The following is a 17,071-nucleotide window of genomic DNA, read 5'->3' on the forward strand; positions in this document are numbered from 1 at the left end:
CTGGAACGATCACGGACGGTGGATGATTTCACCATGATCGTCGTGGTCATGATCGTGATCGTCGTCATCGAGCTCCCAGGACGGGAACGGGTCCGCGTAGCCCCGCCAGGCGTCGGGGCCCGCCGCGTATTCGGCGTCGGTGAGCAGGCACGCGTCGAACTTCGCTTGCCACGCGTCTCGATCGAGATCCACGCCGATCATCACCAGCTCCTGGCGCCGGTCGCCGACGCTGGCGTCGTCGAGCTCGCCCAGCCAGTCGGCGGCAATCTCCTTTTCGAGCTCGGCGTCTTGCGGCCACTCTTCGCGAGGCAGCGCGGCCCACCACGTGCCCGCGGGACCGTGACGGCACACGCCGCCCGCCTGCGAGAGCGTACCCGTGATGTCGTTGCGCGTGGCGAGCCAGAAAAAGCCCTTCGAGCGCAGCACGCCCTTCCATTCCTGATTCAGCAGCGCCCAGAAGCGCTCGGGATGAAACGGGCGGCGCGCGCGATACACAAAGTTGCCGATGCCGAACGCGTCGGCTTCGTGGCGATGCGTGTGGTTATGCGTCGGGTCGTCGCAATGGTCGTGATCGTGTTCGTGAAGCGAGGCGAGCCAGCCCGGCGCGCTCGACGCCGCGTCGAAATCGAAGCGGCCCGTGTTGATCACCTCGTCGAGCGCCACCGCGCCGAAGCGGCTCACCACCTGCACCGCGCGCGGATTGATGCGCGCGAGAATATGTTGCAGGTGCGCGAGTTCGTCCTCGCTCACGAGGTCCGCCTTGTTGAGCACGAGCACGTCGCAGAACTCCACCTGATCGACGAGCAGCTCGACGATCGCGCGGTCGTCGTCCTCGCTCGCGGCCACCCCGCGCTGCGCGAGTTGATCGGCGCTCGCGTAGTCGCGCAGGAAGTTGAAGGCGTCGACCACGGTGACCATCGTGTCGAGGCGCGCGAACCCGTCGAGCGCGACGCCGTCGTCACCGGCGAACGTAAAGGTCTCGGCGATCGGCATGGGCTCGGCAATACCCGTCGATTCGATCACGATGGCGTCGAAGCGCTGCCCGGCGCGCGCCGGGTCGGCGAGGCGCTGGATTTCGGTGAGCAGGTCGTCGCGCAGCGTGCAGCAAATGCAGCCGTTCGACATCTCCACGAGGCGCTCCTCGACGTGCGAGAGCGCCGAGGCGTCGCGCACGAGCGCGGCGTCGACGTTCACCGAGGCGAGGTCGTTGACGATCACGGCCACGCGCAGGCCCGCGCGGTTCGTGAGGATATGGTTGAGCAGCGTGGTCTTGCCCGCGCCCAGAAAGCCGGAGAGCACGGTGACGGGCAGTGGCGGCTGGTTCATCGCAGTGGGGTGCAGAAAGTGAAAACGGGTGGGATCGGCGCGCGCGAAGGCGCGGCGTAAGCCAGCATTTTGCACCATGCAGGCGTGCGGCGCAGGACAGGCCCGCGCGGCTTTCGGGGCGCGAGCGCGTCTTGCGCGCTCAGCGCGCTACTGCATGAGATGCCACTTGCGCAGGATGTCGGCGATCTGCTGTGCGTACTGGTCGCGCAGCGACGGCGTTTCGGAGTGGTACGCGCCCACGGCCGCCCACGTGTTGCCGTACTTGTTCATCTTCTGCCGCAGATGCCACGCGGCGATATAAACGTTTTTGCACGGCTCCATGAGCGTGCTCGACGAGATGCCGTACTGCGAGAGCACGGGCAGGTGCACGGAGTTGATCTGCATGACGCCGTAGTCGGTCGAACCGTTCGCATTCCTGTGTACCGCGTCGGGGCGGTTGTGCGATTCCTGCCAGGCGATCGCGCGCAGGATGAGCGGGTTGACCTTCTGGTAGCGCGCGGCTTCGTCGAAACAGTCCGCGCGGGCGAGCGTGCTGGCGCTTGCGAGCGCGAGCGTGACAGCGGCGGTAAGCGTTGCGGACCAGACGTTTTTCATCACAGCTCGCGCGAGGCGGACAATCGGTTAATCGAGGTCAGGCACCGGCGGTGACCGGACGGCGTGCGGCTGCGAGCCAGCCCGCACTGTCTGAAGGATGGCGCAATCTCGCGCAAGCGGGCGGGAATTCCGGCGAACAATGCGGCAATTCCCACATATAGATAGGGGAAAAGTGCGTTGGCCATCGTTCGGGCCGCTCGTATGATACCGGTCGCGTATGACGCGTCAAGCTGGCCATCCGGACAAGACGGTGCTCGCAGGCAACGCAAAATCGACGTCGCGCTGCACGCATCCGGCAAGAATTCTTACAAAAAGCTTGTGAGCGAAGCGAGCCGCGGCTCAGGGATTAGAAGAATTCCCCGGTGGTTCCTTTTTTGTGACAATTTCGACACGAAAAGCTGCTACTGTTCCATCTTTTGTTGACCAACGGACGTCCGGGTAGAGGAGAACCGGCGCCGGAACCGGTCGAAAAAGCACAGGCGAAGCGGCCTTCTGGCCGTACGTCGAGTACGAATGGCCGCGCGCGTCTGCCGCCGGCTTCGATATGACATCCATGAGAAGAAATCGTATGGCTTTGCGCCGCGTCGCCACGGCGCTGCTCGTGAGCGGACTCATTACGGCGCAGCTCGCGCACGCAGCGGTCACGCTCAATTTCGTCAACGCCGACATCGACCAGGTGGCGAAGGCGATTGGCGCCGCTACCGGCAAAACGATCATCGTCGATCCGCGCGTGAAGGGGCAGCTCAATCTCGTCTCCGAAAACCCCGTACCCGAAGACCAGGCGCTCAAGACGCTGCAATCGGCGCTGCGCATGCAGGGTTTCGCGCTCGTGCAGGACCATGGCGTACTGAAAGTCGTGCCCGAGGCCGACGCCAAGCTCCAGGGCGTGCCCACCTACGTCGGCAACGCGCCCACCGCGCGCGGCGACCAGGTGGTGACCCAGGTGTTTACGCTCAAGCACGAATCGGCCAACAACCTGCTGCCGGTGCTGCGCCCGCTCATCTCGCCGAACAACACGATTGCCGCCTATCCGGGCAATAACACGCTCATCGTCACCGATTACGCGGACAACGTGCGCCGCATCGCCTCGATCATCGCGGGCGTGGACTCGGCCGTCGGTCAGCAGGTGCAGGTGGTGCCGCTGCGCAACGCCAACGCGCTCGACATCGCGCCGCAAATCTCGAAGATGCTCGATCCGGGCGCGATTGGCGCCTCGGACCCGTCGCTCAAGGTTTCGGTGGTCGCCGACCCGCGCACCAATTCGCTGATGCTGCGCGCCTCGAACTCGCAGCGCCTCGCGGCCGCGGCCCAGCTCGCGAAGCAGCTCGACGGCCCGACCAGCATGCCCGGCAACATGCACGTCGTGCGCCTGCGCAACGCCGACGCCACGCAGCTCGCCAAGACGCTGCGCGGGATGCTGGGCAAAGGCAGCAACGATTCGTCGTCCTCGTCGTCCGGCAACGCGAACGGTTTCAATCAGAGCGGCAACAGCAGCGGCAGCGGCACGTCGACGGGCACGTCCGGCACGCCGCCGTTGCCCAACTCGCTTGGCGGCAGTTCGTCGTCGGGCAGTTCGCTGTCGGGCGGTTCGTCGTCGGGCAGCAATAACGAGGCGCCGTTCCTGGGCGGCGACAAGGACAAGGGCGACGACACCAGCGCGGGCGGCATGATCCAGGCCGACGCGCCCACCAACTCGCTCATCATCACGGCGCCCGATGCGGTGTACCGCAACCTGCGCGCCGTGATCGACCAGCTCGACGCGCGACGCGCGCAGGTCTATATCGAAGCGCTGATCGTCGAACTGAATTCGAATACGAACGCCAATCTCGGCATTCAGTGGCAGGTCGCGAACGGCAATGTGTACGCGGGCACCAATCTGTACACCGGCGGCGGCAACAGCATCATCAACGTGACGGCGGCAGCGGCGGCGGCGGCCAGTACCGGCGGCCTCGCAAGCGCGCTCTCGTCGCAGACCCTCCAGCAAGGCCTGAATGTCGGCTGGCTCCACAACATCTTCGGTGTGCAAGGGCTCGGCGCGCTGCTCCAGGCGCTCTCGCAAACGGCCGACGCCAACGTGCTCTCCACGCCGAACCTGATCACGCTCGACAATCAGGAAGCGAAGATCGTCGTGGGTACGAACGTGCCGATCCAGACGGGCTCGTATTCGAATCTCACGAGCAGCACGGCGAGCTCGGCGTTCAACACCTACGATCGCGTGGACGTCGGCTTGACGCTGCACATCAAGCCGCAGATCACCGACGGCGGCATCCTGAAGCTCCAGCTTTACACGGAAGATTCGGCCATCGTGAACGGCACGACCAACGTGTCGACCAATCCGGCCGGCCCCGACTTCACCAAGCGTTCGATCCAGTCGACCGTGCTGGCCGACAACGGCGAGATCATCGTGCTGGGCGGCCTGATGCAGGACAACTATCAGGTCAGCAACAGCAAGGTGCCGCTGCTGGGTGACATTCCGTGGCTCGGGCAGTTGTTCCGCTCGGAAAACAAGACCCGCCAGAAAACCAACCTGATGGTGTTCCTGCGGCCGGTGATCATCAACGACCGCGATACGGCGCAAGCGGTGACGTCGAACCGCTACGACTATATCCAGGGCGTGACGGGCGCTTACCGTTCCGACAACAACCTGATCAAGGACAAGGACGACCCGGTCGTGCCGCCGATGCCGCTCGGCCCGAGCCAGGGCGGTTCGCCGCTCAACCTGTTCGACCTCGACCAGATGCGCCGTCAGCAGGCGTTGGGCGTGGCGCCCGCCGCACCCGTTTCACCCACGAGCCCCGCGAACGCCACGCAGATGCAACCGGCCGATCCGGCGCAAACAACGCCGGTGCAGCAGCCGGCCACGAGCACGCAGAGGGTGCAGCCGTGAGCACGCCTCACGCGCCGGGCGTGCCTTCGCCCCCGGCGGCCGCGGACGACGCGCAGCGCGAGCCGCCCTCGCCGCTCGCCGCTCGCCTCGTGCCGTACGGCTTCGCGAAGAGCGGCCAGATTCTCGTCGCTCAGCAGCGCGCCGACGGCCTCGAAGTGTGGATCAGCGAGCGCACGTCGCAGGCCGCCATCGCCGAGGTCGCGCGCAACTTCGGCGCGTTCGCGCTCGTGCGCGTGCCCGCCGACGAACTCGCGCAGGCCATCAACCAGGCGTATGCGCGCCAGGACGGCAGCGCGGCGCAGGTGGTGGGCGAAGTGGAAGGCGAAGTCGATCTCTCGCGCCTCATGCAGGACATTCCCGAGGTGGAAGACCTGCTGGAGTCCGAAGACGACGCGCCGATCATCCGCATGATCAACGCGCTCCTCACGCAGGCCGCGCGCGAGCAGGCGTCGGACATTCACATCGAGCCGTTCGAGAATGCCTCGGTGGTGCGCTTTCGCGTGGACGGCACGCTGCGCGACGTCGTGCGCCCGAAGAAGGCGCTGCACGGCGCGCTCATCTCGCGTATCAAGATCATGGCGCAGCTCGACATCGCCGAGAAACGCCTGCCGCAGGACGGCCGCATCACGCTGCGCGTGGGCGGGCGGCCGGTGGACGTGCGCGTTTCCACGCTGCCCACGGGCCACGGCGAGCGCGCGGTCCTGCGTCTGCTGGAAAAAGACGCGCAGCGCCTGAACCTCGAGGCGCTCGGCATGGCCGGCGACACGCTCGGCAAGTTCGACCAGTTGATCGCGAAGCCTCACGGCATCGTGCTCGTGACCGGCCCGACGGGCTCGGGCAAGACGACCACGCTCTATGCGTCGATGTCGCGGCTGGAGACGGCCACGACCAACATCATGACCGTGGAAGACCCGATCGAGTACGACCTCTCGGGCATCGGCCAGACCCAGGTGAACGAGCGCATCGGCATGACGTTCGCGCGCGCGCTGCGCTCGATCCTGCGTCAGGACCCGGACATCATCATGATCGGTGAAATCCGCGACCTCGAAACCGCGCAGATCGCCGTGCAGGCCTCGCTCACGGGCCACCTCGTGCTCGCGACGCTGCACACCAACGACGCCGCCTCGGCCGTGACGCGTCTGACCGACATGGGCGTCGAGCCGTATCTGCTCGCTTCGTCGCTGCTCGGCGTGCTCGCGCAGCGCCTCGTGCGCCAGCTCTGCCCCGTGTGCAAGGAAGAGCGCGTGGAAGACGACGGCAGGAAGCGCTGGCATCCGGTGGGGTGCGATCGTTGCGGCCATTCGGGCTACTCGGGGCGGCGCGGCGTGTACGAGCTGCTGCTCATCGACGAGCCGATTCGCGCGCTCATCCATCGCAACGCGGCCGACGCGGAAATCTTCGAAGCCGGCCGCGCACAAGGCATGCGCACGCTGCGCGAAGACGGCGATCGCTGGGTCGACGCGGGCCGGACATCGCTCGAAGAAGTGCTGCGCGTGACGGGTGGCGCATGATGCCTCACCCGACGGACTGCCAATAAGCGAGGGCGATCAGCAAGATGCCGGCATTTCGCTTCGAAGCCATCGACGCCACAGGCAAGGCGCAAAAAGGCGTGCTCGACGCCGACAGCGCACGCGGCGCGCGCGCGCAGTTGCGCGGCCAGGGCCTTACGCCGCTCGTGGTCGAACCGGCCGCGAGCCGCACGCGCGGCGCACGAGCGCAGCGGCTCGCGCTCGGGCGCAAGCTCTCGCAGCGCGAGCAGGCCATTCTCACGCGCCAGCTCGCGAGCCTGCTGGTGGCGGGCCTGCCGCTCGGCGAAGCGCTCGCCGTGCTCACCGAGCAGGCCGAGCGCGACTACATCCGGGAACTGATGGCCGCGATTCGCGCCGAGGTGCTGGGCGGCCATTCGCTCGCGAGCGCGCTCGAGCAGCATCCGCGCGACTTCCCCGATATCTATCGCGCGCTCGTGGCGGCGGGCGAGCATACCGGCAAACTCGGCATCGTGCTCTCGCGTCTGGCCGACTACATCGAGCAACGCAACGCGCTCAAGCAGAAGATCGTGCTTGCCTTCACGTACCCGACCATCGTCACGATCATCGCGTTCGGCATCGTCACGTTCCTGCTGAGCTATGTGGTGCCGCAGGTCGTGAACGTGTTCGCGAGCACCAAGCAGCAACTGCCGTTTCTCACCATCATGATGATGGCGCTCTCGGCGTTCGTGCGGCAATGGTGGTGGGCGGTGCTGATCGTCGTGGCCGTGCTCGTGTGGATCGTGCGCGCGACCTTGCGCCGGCCCGGGCCCCGTCTCGCGTTCGACCGCTGGATGCTGGGCGCCCCGCTCGCGGGCAAGCTCGTGCGCGGCTACAACACGGTGCGTTTCGCGAGCACGCTCGGCATTCTGAGCGCGGCGGGCGTGCCGATCCTGCGCGCGTTGCAGGCGGCGGGCGAAACGCTCTCGAACAAGGCAATGCGCACGAACATCGACGAAGCCATCGTGCGCGTGCGCGAAGGCACGTCGCTCTCGCGCGCACTCGGCAATACGAAGACGTTTCCGCCCGTGCTCGTGCACCTGATCCGCTCGGGCGAGGCGACCGGCGACGTGACGACCATGCTCGACCGCGCGGCCGAAGGCGAAGCGCGCGAGCTCGAGCGCCGCACGATGTTCCTCACGAGCCTGCTGGAGCCGCTCCTGATCCTGGCGATGGGGGGCGTGGTGCTTGTGATCGTGCTAGCGGTGATGCTGCCGATCATCGAGTTGAACAACCTCGTGCAGTAAGGGATCCGAACGGCACGAGGCGATGCGCGAGTTCAGCGCATGTAGATGGTGGGACCGGCTGCGTTGGGCGGCAGGAAAATTTCGGAGTGCACGCCGTGGCGGTCGATGACGATCGAGCGGGGACGCACTTCGGCGAGCGTTGAGTTCTGGTCGACCGGACCGCCCAGCGAAACGGCCTTGGGCGGCTCGCCGCCCACGCTCAGGATAGCCGCGGCGCCCCGCGAAAGCGCGAGGATGCCGAACAGGTGAATGTCCTGCACGGGGTTGCGTTCGAGCTTGCCGCCAAAGAGCGTGGCGGCCTGGTCGAGCGACACCGGCGCGTGCGCGGCGGCGGCCTGCACGGGTGCCCCGCGGCTCGTGGCGAGCGTGATCGCCCACCACGTGGCCGTGGCGCAGAACACCGCAAACGCGGCGAGGGAAAGAAGGCGGATTTGCAGTGGGTTCATGCGCTCATTGTACGAAGGTTTATGAAATTTTTGATGTGCGCGTTTGCGATGCCCGCAAGGCGTCGGAAAGGCGTCATCGTGTGACATTACAATGACCCGTCACGCGCGCGACGACCCGGCCGGAAGCATCGGGCAGGCCGCAACGCGGGCGCAACGAAAGCGCGGCGCACAGGCGTGCGCCGCAACCCAATCTAGCGAGGGAGGAAGTCACTCATGTCCATGTGGGCCAAACGCCGTGCCGAAATCGAAGGGATGCGCGCGCGCCGCCAACGCGGTTTCACGCTCATCGAAATCATGGTCGTGATCGCGATCCTCGGCATTCTCGCCGCGCTGATCGTCCCGAAGATCATGAGTCGTCCCGACGAAGCGCGTCGCGTCGCCGCGCGCCAGGACATCGGCACGATCATGCAGGCGATGAAGCTCTACCGCCTCGACAACGGCCGCTATCCGACCCAGGATCAGGGATTGCAGGCGCTCGTGCAAAAGCCGACCACCGACCCCGTGCCGAACAACTGGAAAGACGGCGGCTATCTCGAACGCCTGCCGAACGACCCGTGGGGCAGTGCGTACCAGTACCTGAACCCCGGCGTACACGGCGAGATCGATGTGTTCAGCTACGGCGCCGACGGCAAACCGGGCGGCGAAGGCAACGACGCCGACGTGGGATCCTGGCAGTAATTCCTGGCCGTCATTCATCCGTCAGCATCCATGCCACCGCGCCGCCCTTCCCCTTGCCGGGACCGCCGATCTGCACGCGTGAGCGCCCGCTCGCGCGCGGCGGGCTTTACGCTGCTCGAAATGCTCGTGGTGTTGCTGATCGCGGGGATCCTCATTTCGCTGGCTTCGCTCACGCTCACGCGCAATCCGCGCACCGATCTGAACGAGGAAGCGCAGCGTCTCGCGCTGCTGTTCGAGTCGGCGGGCGACGAGGCGCAGGTGCGTGCGCGACCCATTGCGTGGCAGCCGCTCGCGGGCGGGTATCGCTTCGATGTGCGAACCGAGGACGGCTGGCGCCCGCTGCGCGACGATCTGCTCGGCGCGCGTCATTGGGAAGGCGGTGTGACCGGCGTTGCGATCTCCTACCCCGGCGCCGATGACGACATGCATGCGAACCGGCTCGTGTTCGGCACCGAAGCGGTGGATGTGCCGGTGCAGGTGACGCTTTTCTCGGCGGCGGGCCGCGCGACGATTGTCGGCACCGGCACCGGCCGCTTCGAGGTGCGCTGAGATGCTCGCTTCGAAGCGCAGGGAAAAGCGCACCGTGCGCACCATGGGCGCGCGCGGCTTCACGATGATCGAAGTGCTCGTTGCGCTCGCAATCATCGCGATCGCGCTGGCCGCTTCGCTGCGCGCCGTGGGCAGTCTCGCCGCGAGCGAAGCGGATCTGCATGACCGCCTGCTTGCGGGATGGAGCGCCGACAACGCGCTTGCCCAGTTGCGTCTCGCGCATGCGTGGCCCGATGTCGGCGAGCAGCGGTTCGACTGCTCGCAGGGCAATCTGCATCTCACGTGCACGCAGCACGTCACGGCCACGCCCAACCCGGTTTTTCGCCGCGTGGAGGTGTCGGTCGCGACGCCAGGCCGCGCGGGCAATCTCGCGCAACTCGTCACGGTGCTCGCCAATGAGACGAACCGCTCGTTGTGACCGCGTGCGCGGCGCCTCATCGGCGGGTGGTTTCACGCTGATCGAGCTGCTCGTCGCGATCGCCATCATGGCCGTCGTGGCGTTGCTCTCGTGGCGCGGGCTCGACGCGATCGTGCGCGGGCGCGAGACCATCACGCGGTCGATGGCCGAAGAGCGCGTGTTCGCGCAGATGTTCGACCAGATGCGCTTCGACGCGCGCGCGGCCGCCTCCGACGACGAAGCGGGCGGGCTCGCCATTTCGCTCGACGGCGGCGCGCTCCAGATCGTGCGCGCATTCGCGGTGCCGCCAGGCGCGGCGCCGCGGCTCCAGGTGGTGCGTTATCGCGTGACGGGCGGCCAGGTGGTGCGCTATGCGTCGCCTCCGCTCGCCAATCTCGGCGAACTGCGGCGCGCGCTGCGCGGCGGCGAAAGCGGCAACTGGAGCGCGCTGCCGATGATGGGCGGCGTGGACGTCATCAACGCGCGCCTCTACGTGCCGAAGACCGGCTGGACCTCGAACATGGGCGACGTGCGCTCGCAGGTGAACGGCAACAACGAAGGCCTCAAGGTGCCGCAGCTCGGCAACGCGCCGTTGCCGCGCGCGGTGACGGGCGTGCAGGTGAGCGTCGGCTCGCATTCGTTCGAGCGGCCCGTGACCCGCGTGTTCATGGTGGGGGAATAAGGGTGCGCGCGCAACGATCCTCCGGCAAGCGCTCGTCACGCACGCGGCGCGGCGCGGCCATCATCAGCGCGTTGCTCGTGGTGGCGCTTTCGGCGATTCTCGTCTCCGGCATGTTGTGGCGTCAGCAGGTGCAACTGCGCCGCATCGAGAACCAGCGTCTGCTGGCCCAGGCGCAATGGATCGCGCGCGCTTCGCTCGACTGGACGCGCCTCGTGCTGCGCTCCGAGGCGGATACGGCGGCGGGCATCACCTATCTCGGCGGCGCGTGGGGCGTGCCGCTCGCGAAAACGCGCCTGTCCGACTTTCTCGGCCAGATTGGCGAGGTGCGTGCCGAAGAAGGCGCGGACACCTGGCTCTCGGGCTCGATCGAAGACGCCCAGGCGCGTTTCAATCTGCGCGATCTCGTCGCGACGAGCGCGCCTGGCGCGCTGCAACTGAACCTCACGGAAATCGAGGCGTTCGCGCGCCTCTTGCAGATACTCGGCATCGATCAGCAGCTCGCGAAGAACACCGCCGTGTACCTGCGCTCGGGCCTCGCCTACTCGGCCACGCGCTTCCAGACGCAAACCACCACGACGAGCAGCAGCACGCAGCAGCTCGCGGGCGGCGGTTCGACCGGCGGCGGCAACTTCACCAACAACCCCGGCCTTGCCGACGCGGACAATAACAGCGCAGTCGCGCCGCTCATGATGACGAGCGTGGACGCGCTGCTCGACGTGCCCGGCTTCACGCCCGAAGCCGTCGCGCGGCTGCGCCCGTTCGTGACCGTGCTGCCAACCGTCACACCCGTGAACATGAACACGGCGAGCGCCGAGGTGATCGCCTCCGTCGTGACGGGCATGAGTCTTTCGAGCGCGCAGGCGCTCGTCGCCCACCGCCAGAACGTGTTTTTCCGCAATGTGGGCGACGTGCAGCTCGCGCTCGAAGCGGTGGGCGTGAAGCAGGTTTCCATCGATACGACGCAGCTGGACGTCAACACGAGCTATTTTCTGGTGCATGGGCGCGTGCAGCACGAGCGCGCCGAGGTGGACCGCACGACGCTCGTCTGGCGCGACCCGCTCACCCATACGACGCGCATCGTGCGCGTTCGCGACGAACCATGAACCCGTCCCCGATCCACATCAAAAAGAGGTGCGTTTGAGCACGCTGATCGTTCTCATGCCGCCCCGCGACCCGGCGGTTCACTCGCAGGAATGGCAGCTGCCGGAACTGCCGTTCGTGCTGCTCGACAAGGCGGGCAACACGCAGCGCGCGGGCCGCGCGGCCCTCGGGCTGCTGCCGAAGGCTTCGGCCACGATCCTGCTGATCGCCGCGCGCGACCTGCTCACGCTCGCCGCCGTGGTGCCGCCGCTCAAGGGTCCGCGCCTGCGCCAGGCGCTGCCGAACGTGGTCGAGGATCATCTGATCCAGGACCCGCAGACCTGCCATCTGGCGCTCGATCCCCAGCGCCTGCCCGACGGACGCCAGGTCGTCGCGGCCATCGATCGCGGCTGGTTCCGCTTTCTCGTGGAAGGCTTCGCCGGCGCGGGGCATCGCAACCTGCGCGCGGTGCCGGTGGCGCGCTGTCTGCCTGTGGCGCAAGCGCCGGAGCCTGCGGCGGCGGAGCCGACCGAAACCGCCGGCGATGCCAACGCCACGCGCACTGCCGACGCCGCGGCGACGGACACGCCCGCGCTCGCGCCGGTGACGGCGTGCGTGCTCGGCCACGTCATCGCCACCGCGCCGGCTCTCCTGCCGGGCGGCGCACCGGAGCCGGCTGCCGCCACCTCCGAAAGCGCGCTCGAACTCGCGATCGTGCGCGGCGTGCTGGCCGACGGCTTCGCGGTGCCGGCCGCGAGCGTCGCCGCGACCGTTTCGGCGCTCGCCGGCGCGGCGCCGGTCTCGAGCTACGTGTTGACCAACCTGCCGGGCGAGCCGACCAGCGCAGCCGCGCGCGCGTCGCTGGCCGCCGTGCTGCCGGGCGCGCAAACGCTCACCTTCGAGGCGCTCGCGCGCCGCGCGCTGGCGTGCCGCTTCGACCTTTGCCAGTTCGAGTTCGCCGCGCAGCCGTGGCGGCTCGATCGCGCGACGCTGCGACGCCTGCGCGTGCCGATCGCGCTCGTGGCGGCGTCGCTCGTGGTGGCCGTGGTGGGCGCGAACGTGCAGTGGCTCATGATGGCGCGCCAGCGCGACGCGATGAGCGCGCAGATGACCGAGCTGCTCCTCAACGCATTCCCCAAGACCACCGTGGTGCTCGACCCCGCGGGCCAGATGTCGCGCCAGCTCCAGCAGTTGCGCCTGGCGGCGGGCGAGCCTTCGCCCGACGACTTCCTCGCGCTTTCCGACGGCCTTGCGCGCTCGCTCGGCCCGGTGCCCGCCAACGGCATCGCGGCGCTCGACTATCACGACCGCCGTCTGGAAGTCACCTTCAAACCCGGCGTCAATGTCGACCCCGATCTCGCCAAACGCCTTGCGGGCAACGGCCTCGCGGGCACGGCGGACGCCAGCACGGGCAAATGGACCATCAGGAGCGCATCGTGAAGACAACAGCGACGAGCGGCGCATTGGCCGAGGCCTGGACGACCTTCTGGGAAGCGCGCACGCCGCGCGAAAAGACACTCCTCACCTGGGGCGGCGCGGTGCTGGCCGTGGCGATCGGCTGGTCGGTGCTTTGGCAGCCGGCCGCCGACGGCCGTGCGCATCTGCGTGAAAGCTTGCCCGGCATGCAGCGCGAGCTTGCGCAGATGACGGCACAGGCCGACGAGGCGCGCGCGCTTGCGGGGGCGGCGGCGAGCGTGGCGCCGGGCGGCCAGGCGCTCAAGGATGCGCTCACGGCGTCGCTCGCCGATCATGCGCTCGGGGGCGCGCAGGTGCAGCTGATCGGCACGACGGTGCAGGTGCAGATGAAGAACGCGTCGTTTCCGGCGTGGACCGCATGGCTCGACGACGTGCGCAAGCAATTCAAGGTGCAGGTGGTCGAGGCGCACTTCACCGCGCTGAAGGCCGATGGCCAGGTCGACCTGACGGCCTCGCTGCAACCGGCGAACGCGCACTGAGATGCGCTGAAACACGCCGCGAGGAATAACGCATGACTTACTGGATGCGGCGCGTGCGCGCCGCGTTGCCCTGGCTGCTGGTGGGCCTGCTATCGAGCGGCTTCGTGCTGCTCGCCCGCCTGCCCGCGGCCTGGATTGCGCCGCAGTTCGCGCGCGCGACCCAAGGCCACGTGAATCTCGTCGATCCGGAGGGTTCGCTCTGGCATGGCTCCGCCACGCTGATGCTTTCCGCCGGGCGCGACGCCAGCGGCGCGACGCTGCTGCCGGGGCGCATTGTCTGGCGCACGGCGTTCTGGCCGCTTTTCATCGCGCGCGTGCGCATGGAACTGCTCCAGACCGAAGCGATGCCCGACGCGGTGACGCTCGACGCGACACTGCGCGGCGCGAACGTGAGCGCGGGCGCCATCGCGGTGCCGGCTTCGCTGCTCGCGGGCCTGGGCGCGCCTTTCAACACGCTCGATCTGGACGGCAAGGTCAAGCTCGCGTGGAGCCCGTGGCGCACCTTCGGCGCCGACGCGTTCGGCCGCCTGAGCGTCTCGCTCACGGACATGAGTTCGCGCGTGTCGCTCGTGAAGCCGCTCGGTTCGTATCAGGTGGTGCTTCAGGCGCAGGGCGCCTCGTCGACGCTCGATCTCTCGACGCTCAAGGGACCGCTGCTGCTCGACGGTCACGGCACGTTCTCGCGCGCGTCGGCGTCGTTTCAGGGCACGGCGAGCGCGACGCCCGAGCAGCGCGACAACCTGGCGGGCCTCCTCAACTTGCTGGGCCGCCCGGTTTCGCCGGGAACCGTCGCGCTGACGTTCATGCACTAGGCGCGCGCGCCCTTTTGCGTTTTTGCGTCACTGCGGCTGTGGTTTGGCCTGTGAATCAGCCTGTGAGTCGGCCACGGTCGGCGCGGAACCGGCAAGCGTCGCCGACGCGGGTTCGGGGGCGGCCACGTCGCCGGTTTCGCGGTCCATCTGCGTGGCGTCCCAGCCGCCGCCCAGCGCCTTCACGAGTCCCACCGACGACACCATCCGCTGCCCGCCGATGCTCACGAGCTTTTGCTGCGCCGTAAACGCCGTGGCCTGCGCGGAGAGCACGTTCTGGAAATCGGTTGTGCCAGCCTTGTACTCGTTCGTCACGATCGCGAGCGCATGCTGCGCCGAGTCCACCGCCTGCTGCTGCACGACGACTTCCTGGCCGAGGATGCGCTGCGAAGCGAGGTTGTCCTCGACGTCCTGGAACGCGGCCAGCACGGTTTGCCGGTAAGTGGCCACCTGCTGGTCGTAGGCGGCGCGCGCGGCCTCGGTCTGCGCCTTGCGCAGTCCGGCGTCGAAGATCGTGCCGGCAAGCGAAGGCCCGAGCGTCCAGAAGCGCGAAGGCATTTGCAGAAGCTGCGACATCACCGAACTTTCGAAGCCGCCGCTCGCGGAAAGCGTGAGCGTCGGGAAGAACGCCGCGATGGCGACGCCGATCTGCTCGTTGGCGGCCGCGGCCTTGCGCTCCGCCGAGGCGATGTCGGGCCGGCGCTCGAGCAGCGCCGAAGGCATCGCGAGCGGCACCGTGGGCGGCGTGGCGGTGAGTGGCGTTGGCGGAATCGAGAACGTGGAGGCGGGCTGGCCGACCAGCACGGCGATCGCGTGCTCGTCCTGGGCGCGCGCCACGCCGTTGTCGATGGCCGAGGCCTGGGCCGATTGCAGTTGCGTTTGCGCCTGGATCACGTCGGCGCGGCCCGCCACGCCCTGCGCGTACTGGTTCTGTGTGAGCTGAAGCGACTTCTGGTAGGCGAGCACCGTGTCGTCGAGCAGCTTCTGCTGCGCGTCGAGCGAGCGCAGCGTGAAGTAGGTCTGCGCGAGTGTGGCCTGGGCCGACAGACGCGCGTTCGCGAGATCGGCTGCGGCGCCCTGCTGCCCCGCTTCCTGCGAGCTTACCGTGCGGCTCACCTTGCCCCACAGGTCGGGTTCCCAGGTCGCGTCGAGACCCAGGTTGACGTTGTTCGTGATCCCGCCGCTCGAGAGTCCGCCGCTCGAGTTGGACACGCGCGTGGGCGTGTGCGAGCGCGTGCCCGAGAACGACCCGCTGATCACGGGGAAATACGCCGCGCGGGCCTCGCCCACGAGCGCGCGCGCCTGCCGGTAGGCGGCGGCGTACTGGGCGACGGTCTGGTTGTTCGCGTTGAGCTGGTCCATCAACGCGTTGAGCGGCGCATCGTCGTAAATGCGCCACCACTCGCCCCGGTCGGCGGTATCGGCAGGTTGCGCGACCTTCCAGCCCTCGGGCGCTTCCTTGTAGGAAGCCGGCACAGCGGCGGCGGGACGGTGATAGTCAGGGCCGACGGCGCAGCCGGCCAGCTGGAACGTGAGCGCGGTGGCGGCGCACAGCATGGCGAGCGAGGGCGCGCGGCGCGCCACGGGCCCGGCGGCGACGCCGGGGCTGACGAAACGGCAAGGCATGCAAGGATTCCTGTCGATGCGACCGGCGCCGGGTTCGGCGGCCGGCCGGGCGGCGCGCTGCCGCGCCGTCAGGCCCGGCGCGCACGGGTTTGTCGCGTTGCGGCAATGGTAGCGCACGCGTTACGCACTGCGCGGAATCCGCAAGCTTACGCGTTGGAAGGCTGGGTGAGTGTTACGGCGCGGGACGCGCAGGTTACGCGTCGTTACGACGGCGCTTTTGCGCGCGGCATGCGAGCTGGCCGCCGCCGCACGCAGGCGCCAACGTTGCGGCCGCCGCCACGGCGGGTGCGACGGCACCCGTGGCCGACGCCGATGCCTGGCGCGCGCGGCGCCGCCGCACCAACTCCATGGCGACCACGGCGAGCGAGCCGCCCGGCAACGCAAACATGGCCGCATACAACGCGAGCTTGCGCCAGCGCGACGACGCGCCGGCCTTCGCGAAGGCGAGACGGGCGGTGCCGGTGACGGAGCGGCCAAGGCCGCCAAGCGCGTTGATGAAGTAAAGCATGGTGCGAGCGTGAAATGAGAGTGAAAGCTGAAGCATATAAGTGCTTGCCAGTCATAATATTGACTATGCAATCAAATCACAACATACTTTGCACCGCATCAACCGATCTGTTGTTTTTTCGCGCTGATCGTCGCAGCCTCCGTGTTCGCCGACCGTCGATTGATTTATCTGCCTGAGCAGCGAAACAAGCCGCTATAATTCGCCCGTTTTCGAGATGCAAGCTAGCGAACTGTCATGAGCGACGACCTTTTCGTACCGGCCAAGGTTGGCGTCGAGCCGAGTCTTGGCTATTTCCTTTCGACCGCGCGCAACGTGCTGGCCGGCCGGATGGACCGCGCGGTCGCGCCGCTCGGGCTCACGTCGTCGCAAATCGGCGTGATCCTGCTGCTGTGGTACGAGCGCGCCCGCACGCCCAATGAGATGTCGCGGGTGCTGTCGTACGACACGGGTTCCATGACGCGCATGCTCGATCGCCTGGAGAAGAAAGGCTTTCTCGTGCGTCAGCGCAGCCAGTCGGACCGGCGCGTGGTGGAACTCGCGCTCACCGACCAGGGCCGCGACGCAGCGCAACAATTGCCCGATCTGATCGCGGCGGTGATGACCGAGCAGTTGCGCGGTTTCGCGCCCGAGGAAGTCACGACGCTCGTGCATTTGTTGCAGCGCTTCATCGCAAATGATGGCTTGAACACGCCTCTTTGCGGGCCGGTGGAAGGCGGCGGCTAAAAAGCATCGCGCAACGCGGCGGCGCAGCACGGGCCGCA

The 17,071-nt window shown here is 67.8% G+C and carries 17 protein-coding genes; 12 read left to right on the plus strand and 5 right to left on the minus strand.

Going from position 1 to position 17,071, the window contains the following annotated elements; translation table 11 throughout:
• Positions 1 to 9: 9 nt before the first annotated feature.
• Positions 10 to 1,326: a GTP-binding protein gene (locus tag C7401_RS03635; RefSeq protein WP_181565484.1), complete on the minus strand. Its 1,317-nt coding sequence runs from the start codon at positions 1,324 to 1,326 to the stop codon at positions 10 to 12.
• A gap of 147 nt (positions 1,327 to 1,473) precedes the next feature.
• Complete coding sequence (locus C7401_RS03640; RefSeq protein ID WP_112169987.1) at positions 1,474 to 1,920, minus strand: lytic transglycosylase domain-containing protein; 447 nt, start codon at positions 1,918 to 1,920, stop codon at positions 1,474 to 1,476.
• Positions 1,921 to 2,488: 568 nt separating this feature from the next.
• On the opposite strand from C7401_RS03640, the gene gspD reads away from it, so the two are divergent.
• From gspD to gspF, 3 genes are read left to right on the plus strand one after another with little or no spacing between them, the layout of a single operon-like run.
• Positions 2,489 to 4,807, plus strand: coding sequence for a type II secretion system secretin GspD (gspD, locus tag C7401_RS03645; RefSeq protein ID WP_112169988.1), 2,319 nt, complete (start codon positions 2,489 to 2,491; stop codon positions 4,805 to 4,807).
• The gene (gspE, locus tag C7401_RS03650) at positions 4,804 to 6,318 is read left to right on the plus strand and encodes a type II secretion system ATPase GspE (RefSeq protein ID WP_112169989.1); all 1,515 of its coding nucleotides are present in this window, start codon (positions 4,804 to 4,806) and stop codon (positions 6,316 to 6,318) included. Before gspD ends, gspE begins: the two co-directional genes overlap by 4 nt.
• Before the next feature lie 44 nt (positions 6,319 to 6,362).
• Positions 6,363 to 7,580, plus strand: coding sequence for a type II secretion system inner membrane protein GspF (gene gspF / locus C7401_RS03655; protein WP_112169990.1), 1,218 nt, complete (start codon positions 6,363 to 6,365; stop codon positions 7,578 to 7,580).
• 32 nt (positions 7,581 to 7,612) lie between these two features.
• Here the strand turns inward: gspF and C7401_RS03660 are convergent, their stop codons facing one another.
• Entirely contained in the window at positions 7,613 to 8,026 is a 414-nt protein-coding gene (locus C7401_RS03660; RefSeq protein ID WP_112169991.1) for a general secretion pathway protein GspC, read from the minus strand.
• 213 nt (positions 8,027 to 8,239) lie between these two features.
• On the opposite strand from C7401_RS03660, the gene gspG reads away from it, so the two are divergent.
• Genes gspG through C7401_RS03700 form a run of 8 tightly spaced genes read left to right on the plus strand, consistent with a single transcriptional unit; the run spans position 8,240 to position 14,179 of the window.
• On the plus strand, positions 8,240 to 8,704 hold the full coding sequence (gspG, locus tag C7401_RS03665) for a type II secretion system major pseudopilin GspG (RefSeq protein WP_112169992.1): 465 nt from the start codon (positions 8,240 to 8,242) through the stop codon (positions 8,702 to 8,704).
• A 30-nt stretch (positions 8,705 to 8,734) separates the two neighbouring features.
• Positions 8,735 to 9,253, plus strand: coding sequence for a GspH/FimT family pseudopilin (locus C7401_RS03670; protein WP_112169993.1), 519 nt, complete (start codon positions 8,735 to 8,737; stop codon positions 9,251 to 9,253).
• A 1-nt stretch (position 9,254) separates the two neighbouring features.
• The gene (gene gspI, locus C7401_RS03675) at positions 9,255 to 9,671 is read left to right on the plus strand and encodes a type II secretion system minor pseudopilin GspI (protein ID WP_112169994.1); all 417 of its coding nucleotides are present in this window, start codon (positions 9,255 to 9,257) and stop codon (positions 9,669 to 9,671) included.
• Entirely contained in the window at positions 9,649 to 10,332 is a 684-nt protein-coding gene (locus C7401_RS03680; RefSeq protein ID WP_112169995.1) for a PulJ/GspJ family protein, read from the plus strand. Before gspI ends, C7401_RS03680 begins: the two co-directional genes overlap by 23 nt.
• Positions 10,329 to 11,435 (plus strand): type II secretion system minor pseudopilin GspK, encoded by a 1,107-nt coding sequence (gene gspK, locus C7401_RS03685; RefSeq protein ID WP_373864420.1) that lies wholly within the window; start codon positions 10,329 to 10,331, stop codon positions 11,433 to 11,435. The genes C7401_RS03680 and gspK overlap by 4 nt, the downstream gene beginning before the upstream one ends.
• Before the next feature lie 34 nt (positions 11,436 to 11,469).
• Positions 11,470 to 12,852, plus strand: coding sequence for a type II secretion system protein GspL (gspL, locus tag C7401_RS03690; RefSeq protein ID WP_112169996.1), 1,383 nt, complete (start codon positions 11,470 to 11,472; stop codon positions 12,850 to 12,852).
• Positions 12,828 to 13,367: a type II secretion system protein M gene (locus C7401_RS03695; RefSeq protein ID WP_112169997.1), complete on the plus strand. Its 540-nt coding sequence runs from the start codon at positions 12,828 to 12,830 to the stop codon at positions 13,365 to 13,367. The genes gspL and C7401_RS03695 overlap by 25 nt, the downstream gene beginning before the upstream one ends.
• Before the next feature lie 32 nt (positions 13,368 to 13,399).
• On the plus strand, positions 13,400 to 14,179 hold the full coding sequence (locus C7401_RS03700) for a type II secretion system protein N (protein WP_112169998.1): 780 nt from the start codon (positions 13,400 to 13,402) through the stop codon (positions 14,177 to 14,179).
• A 27-nt stretch (positions 14,180 to 14,206) separates the two neighbouring features.
• Here C7401_RS03700 and C7401_RS03705 read toward each other — a convergent pair whose 3' ends face one another.
• Positions 14,207 to 15,733, minus strand: a complete 1,527-nt coding sequence (locus C7401_RS03705; protein ID WP_112170285.1) for an efflux transporter outer membrane subunit — start codon at positions 15,731 to 15,733, stop codon at positions 14,207 to 14,209.
• Between the two features lie 262 nt (positions 15,734 to 15,995).
• A complete protein-coding gene (locus C7401_RS03710; protein ID WP_146757874.1) occupies positions 15,996 to 16,310 on the minus strand; it encodes a hypothetical protein in 315 nt (104 codons plus the stop codon).
• A 234-nt stretch (positions 16,311 to 16,544) separates the two neighbouring features.
• Here C7401_RS03710 and C7401_RS03715 point away from each other — a divergent pair, with 234 nt between their 5' ends.
• Positions 16,545 to 17,033, plus strand: coding sequence for a MarR family winged helix-turn-helix transcriptional regulator (locus tag C7401_RS03715; RefSeq protein ID WP_112170000.1), 489 nt, complete (start codon positions 16,545 to 16,547; stop codon positions 17,031 to 17,033).
• Positions 17,034 to 17,071: the final 38 nt, after the last annotated feature.

Source organism: Paraburkholderia unamae (genome assembly GCF_003268775.1).
In the GTDB taxonomy this organism is placed as follows: domain Bacteria; phylum Pseudomonadota; class Gammaproteobacteria; order Burkholderiales; family Burkholderiaceae; genus Paraburkholderia; species Paraburkholderia unamae.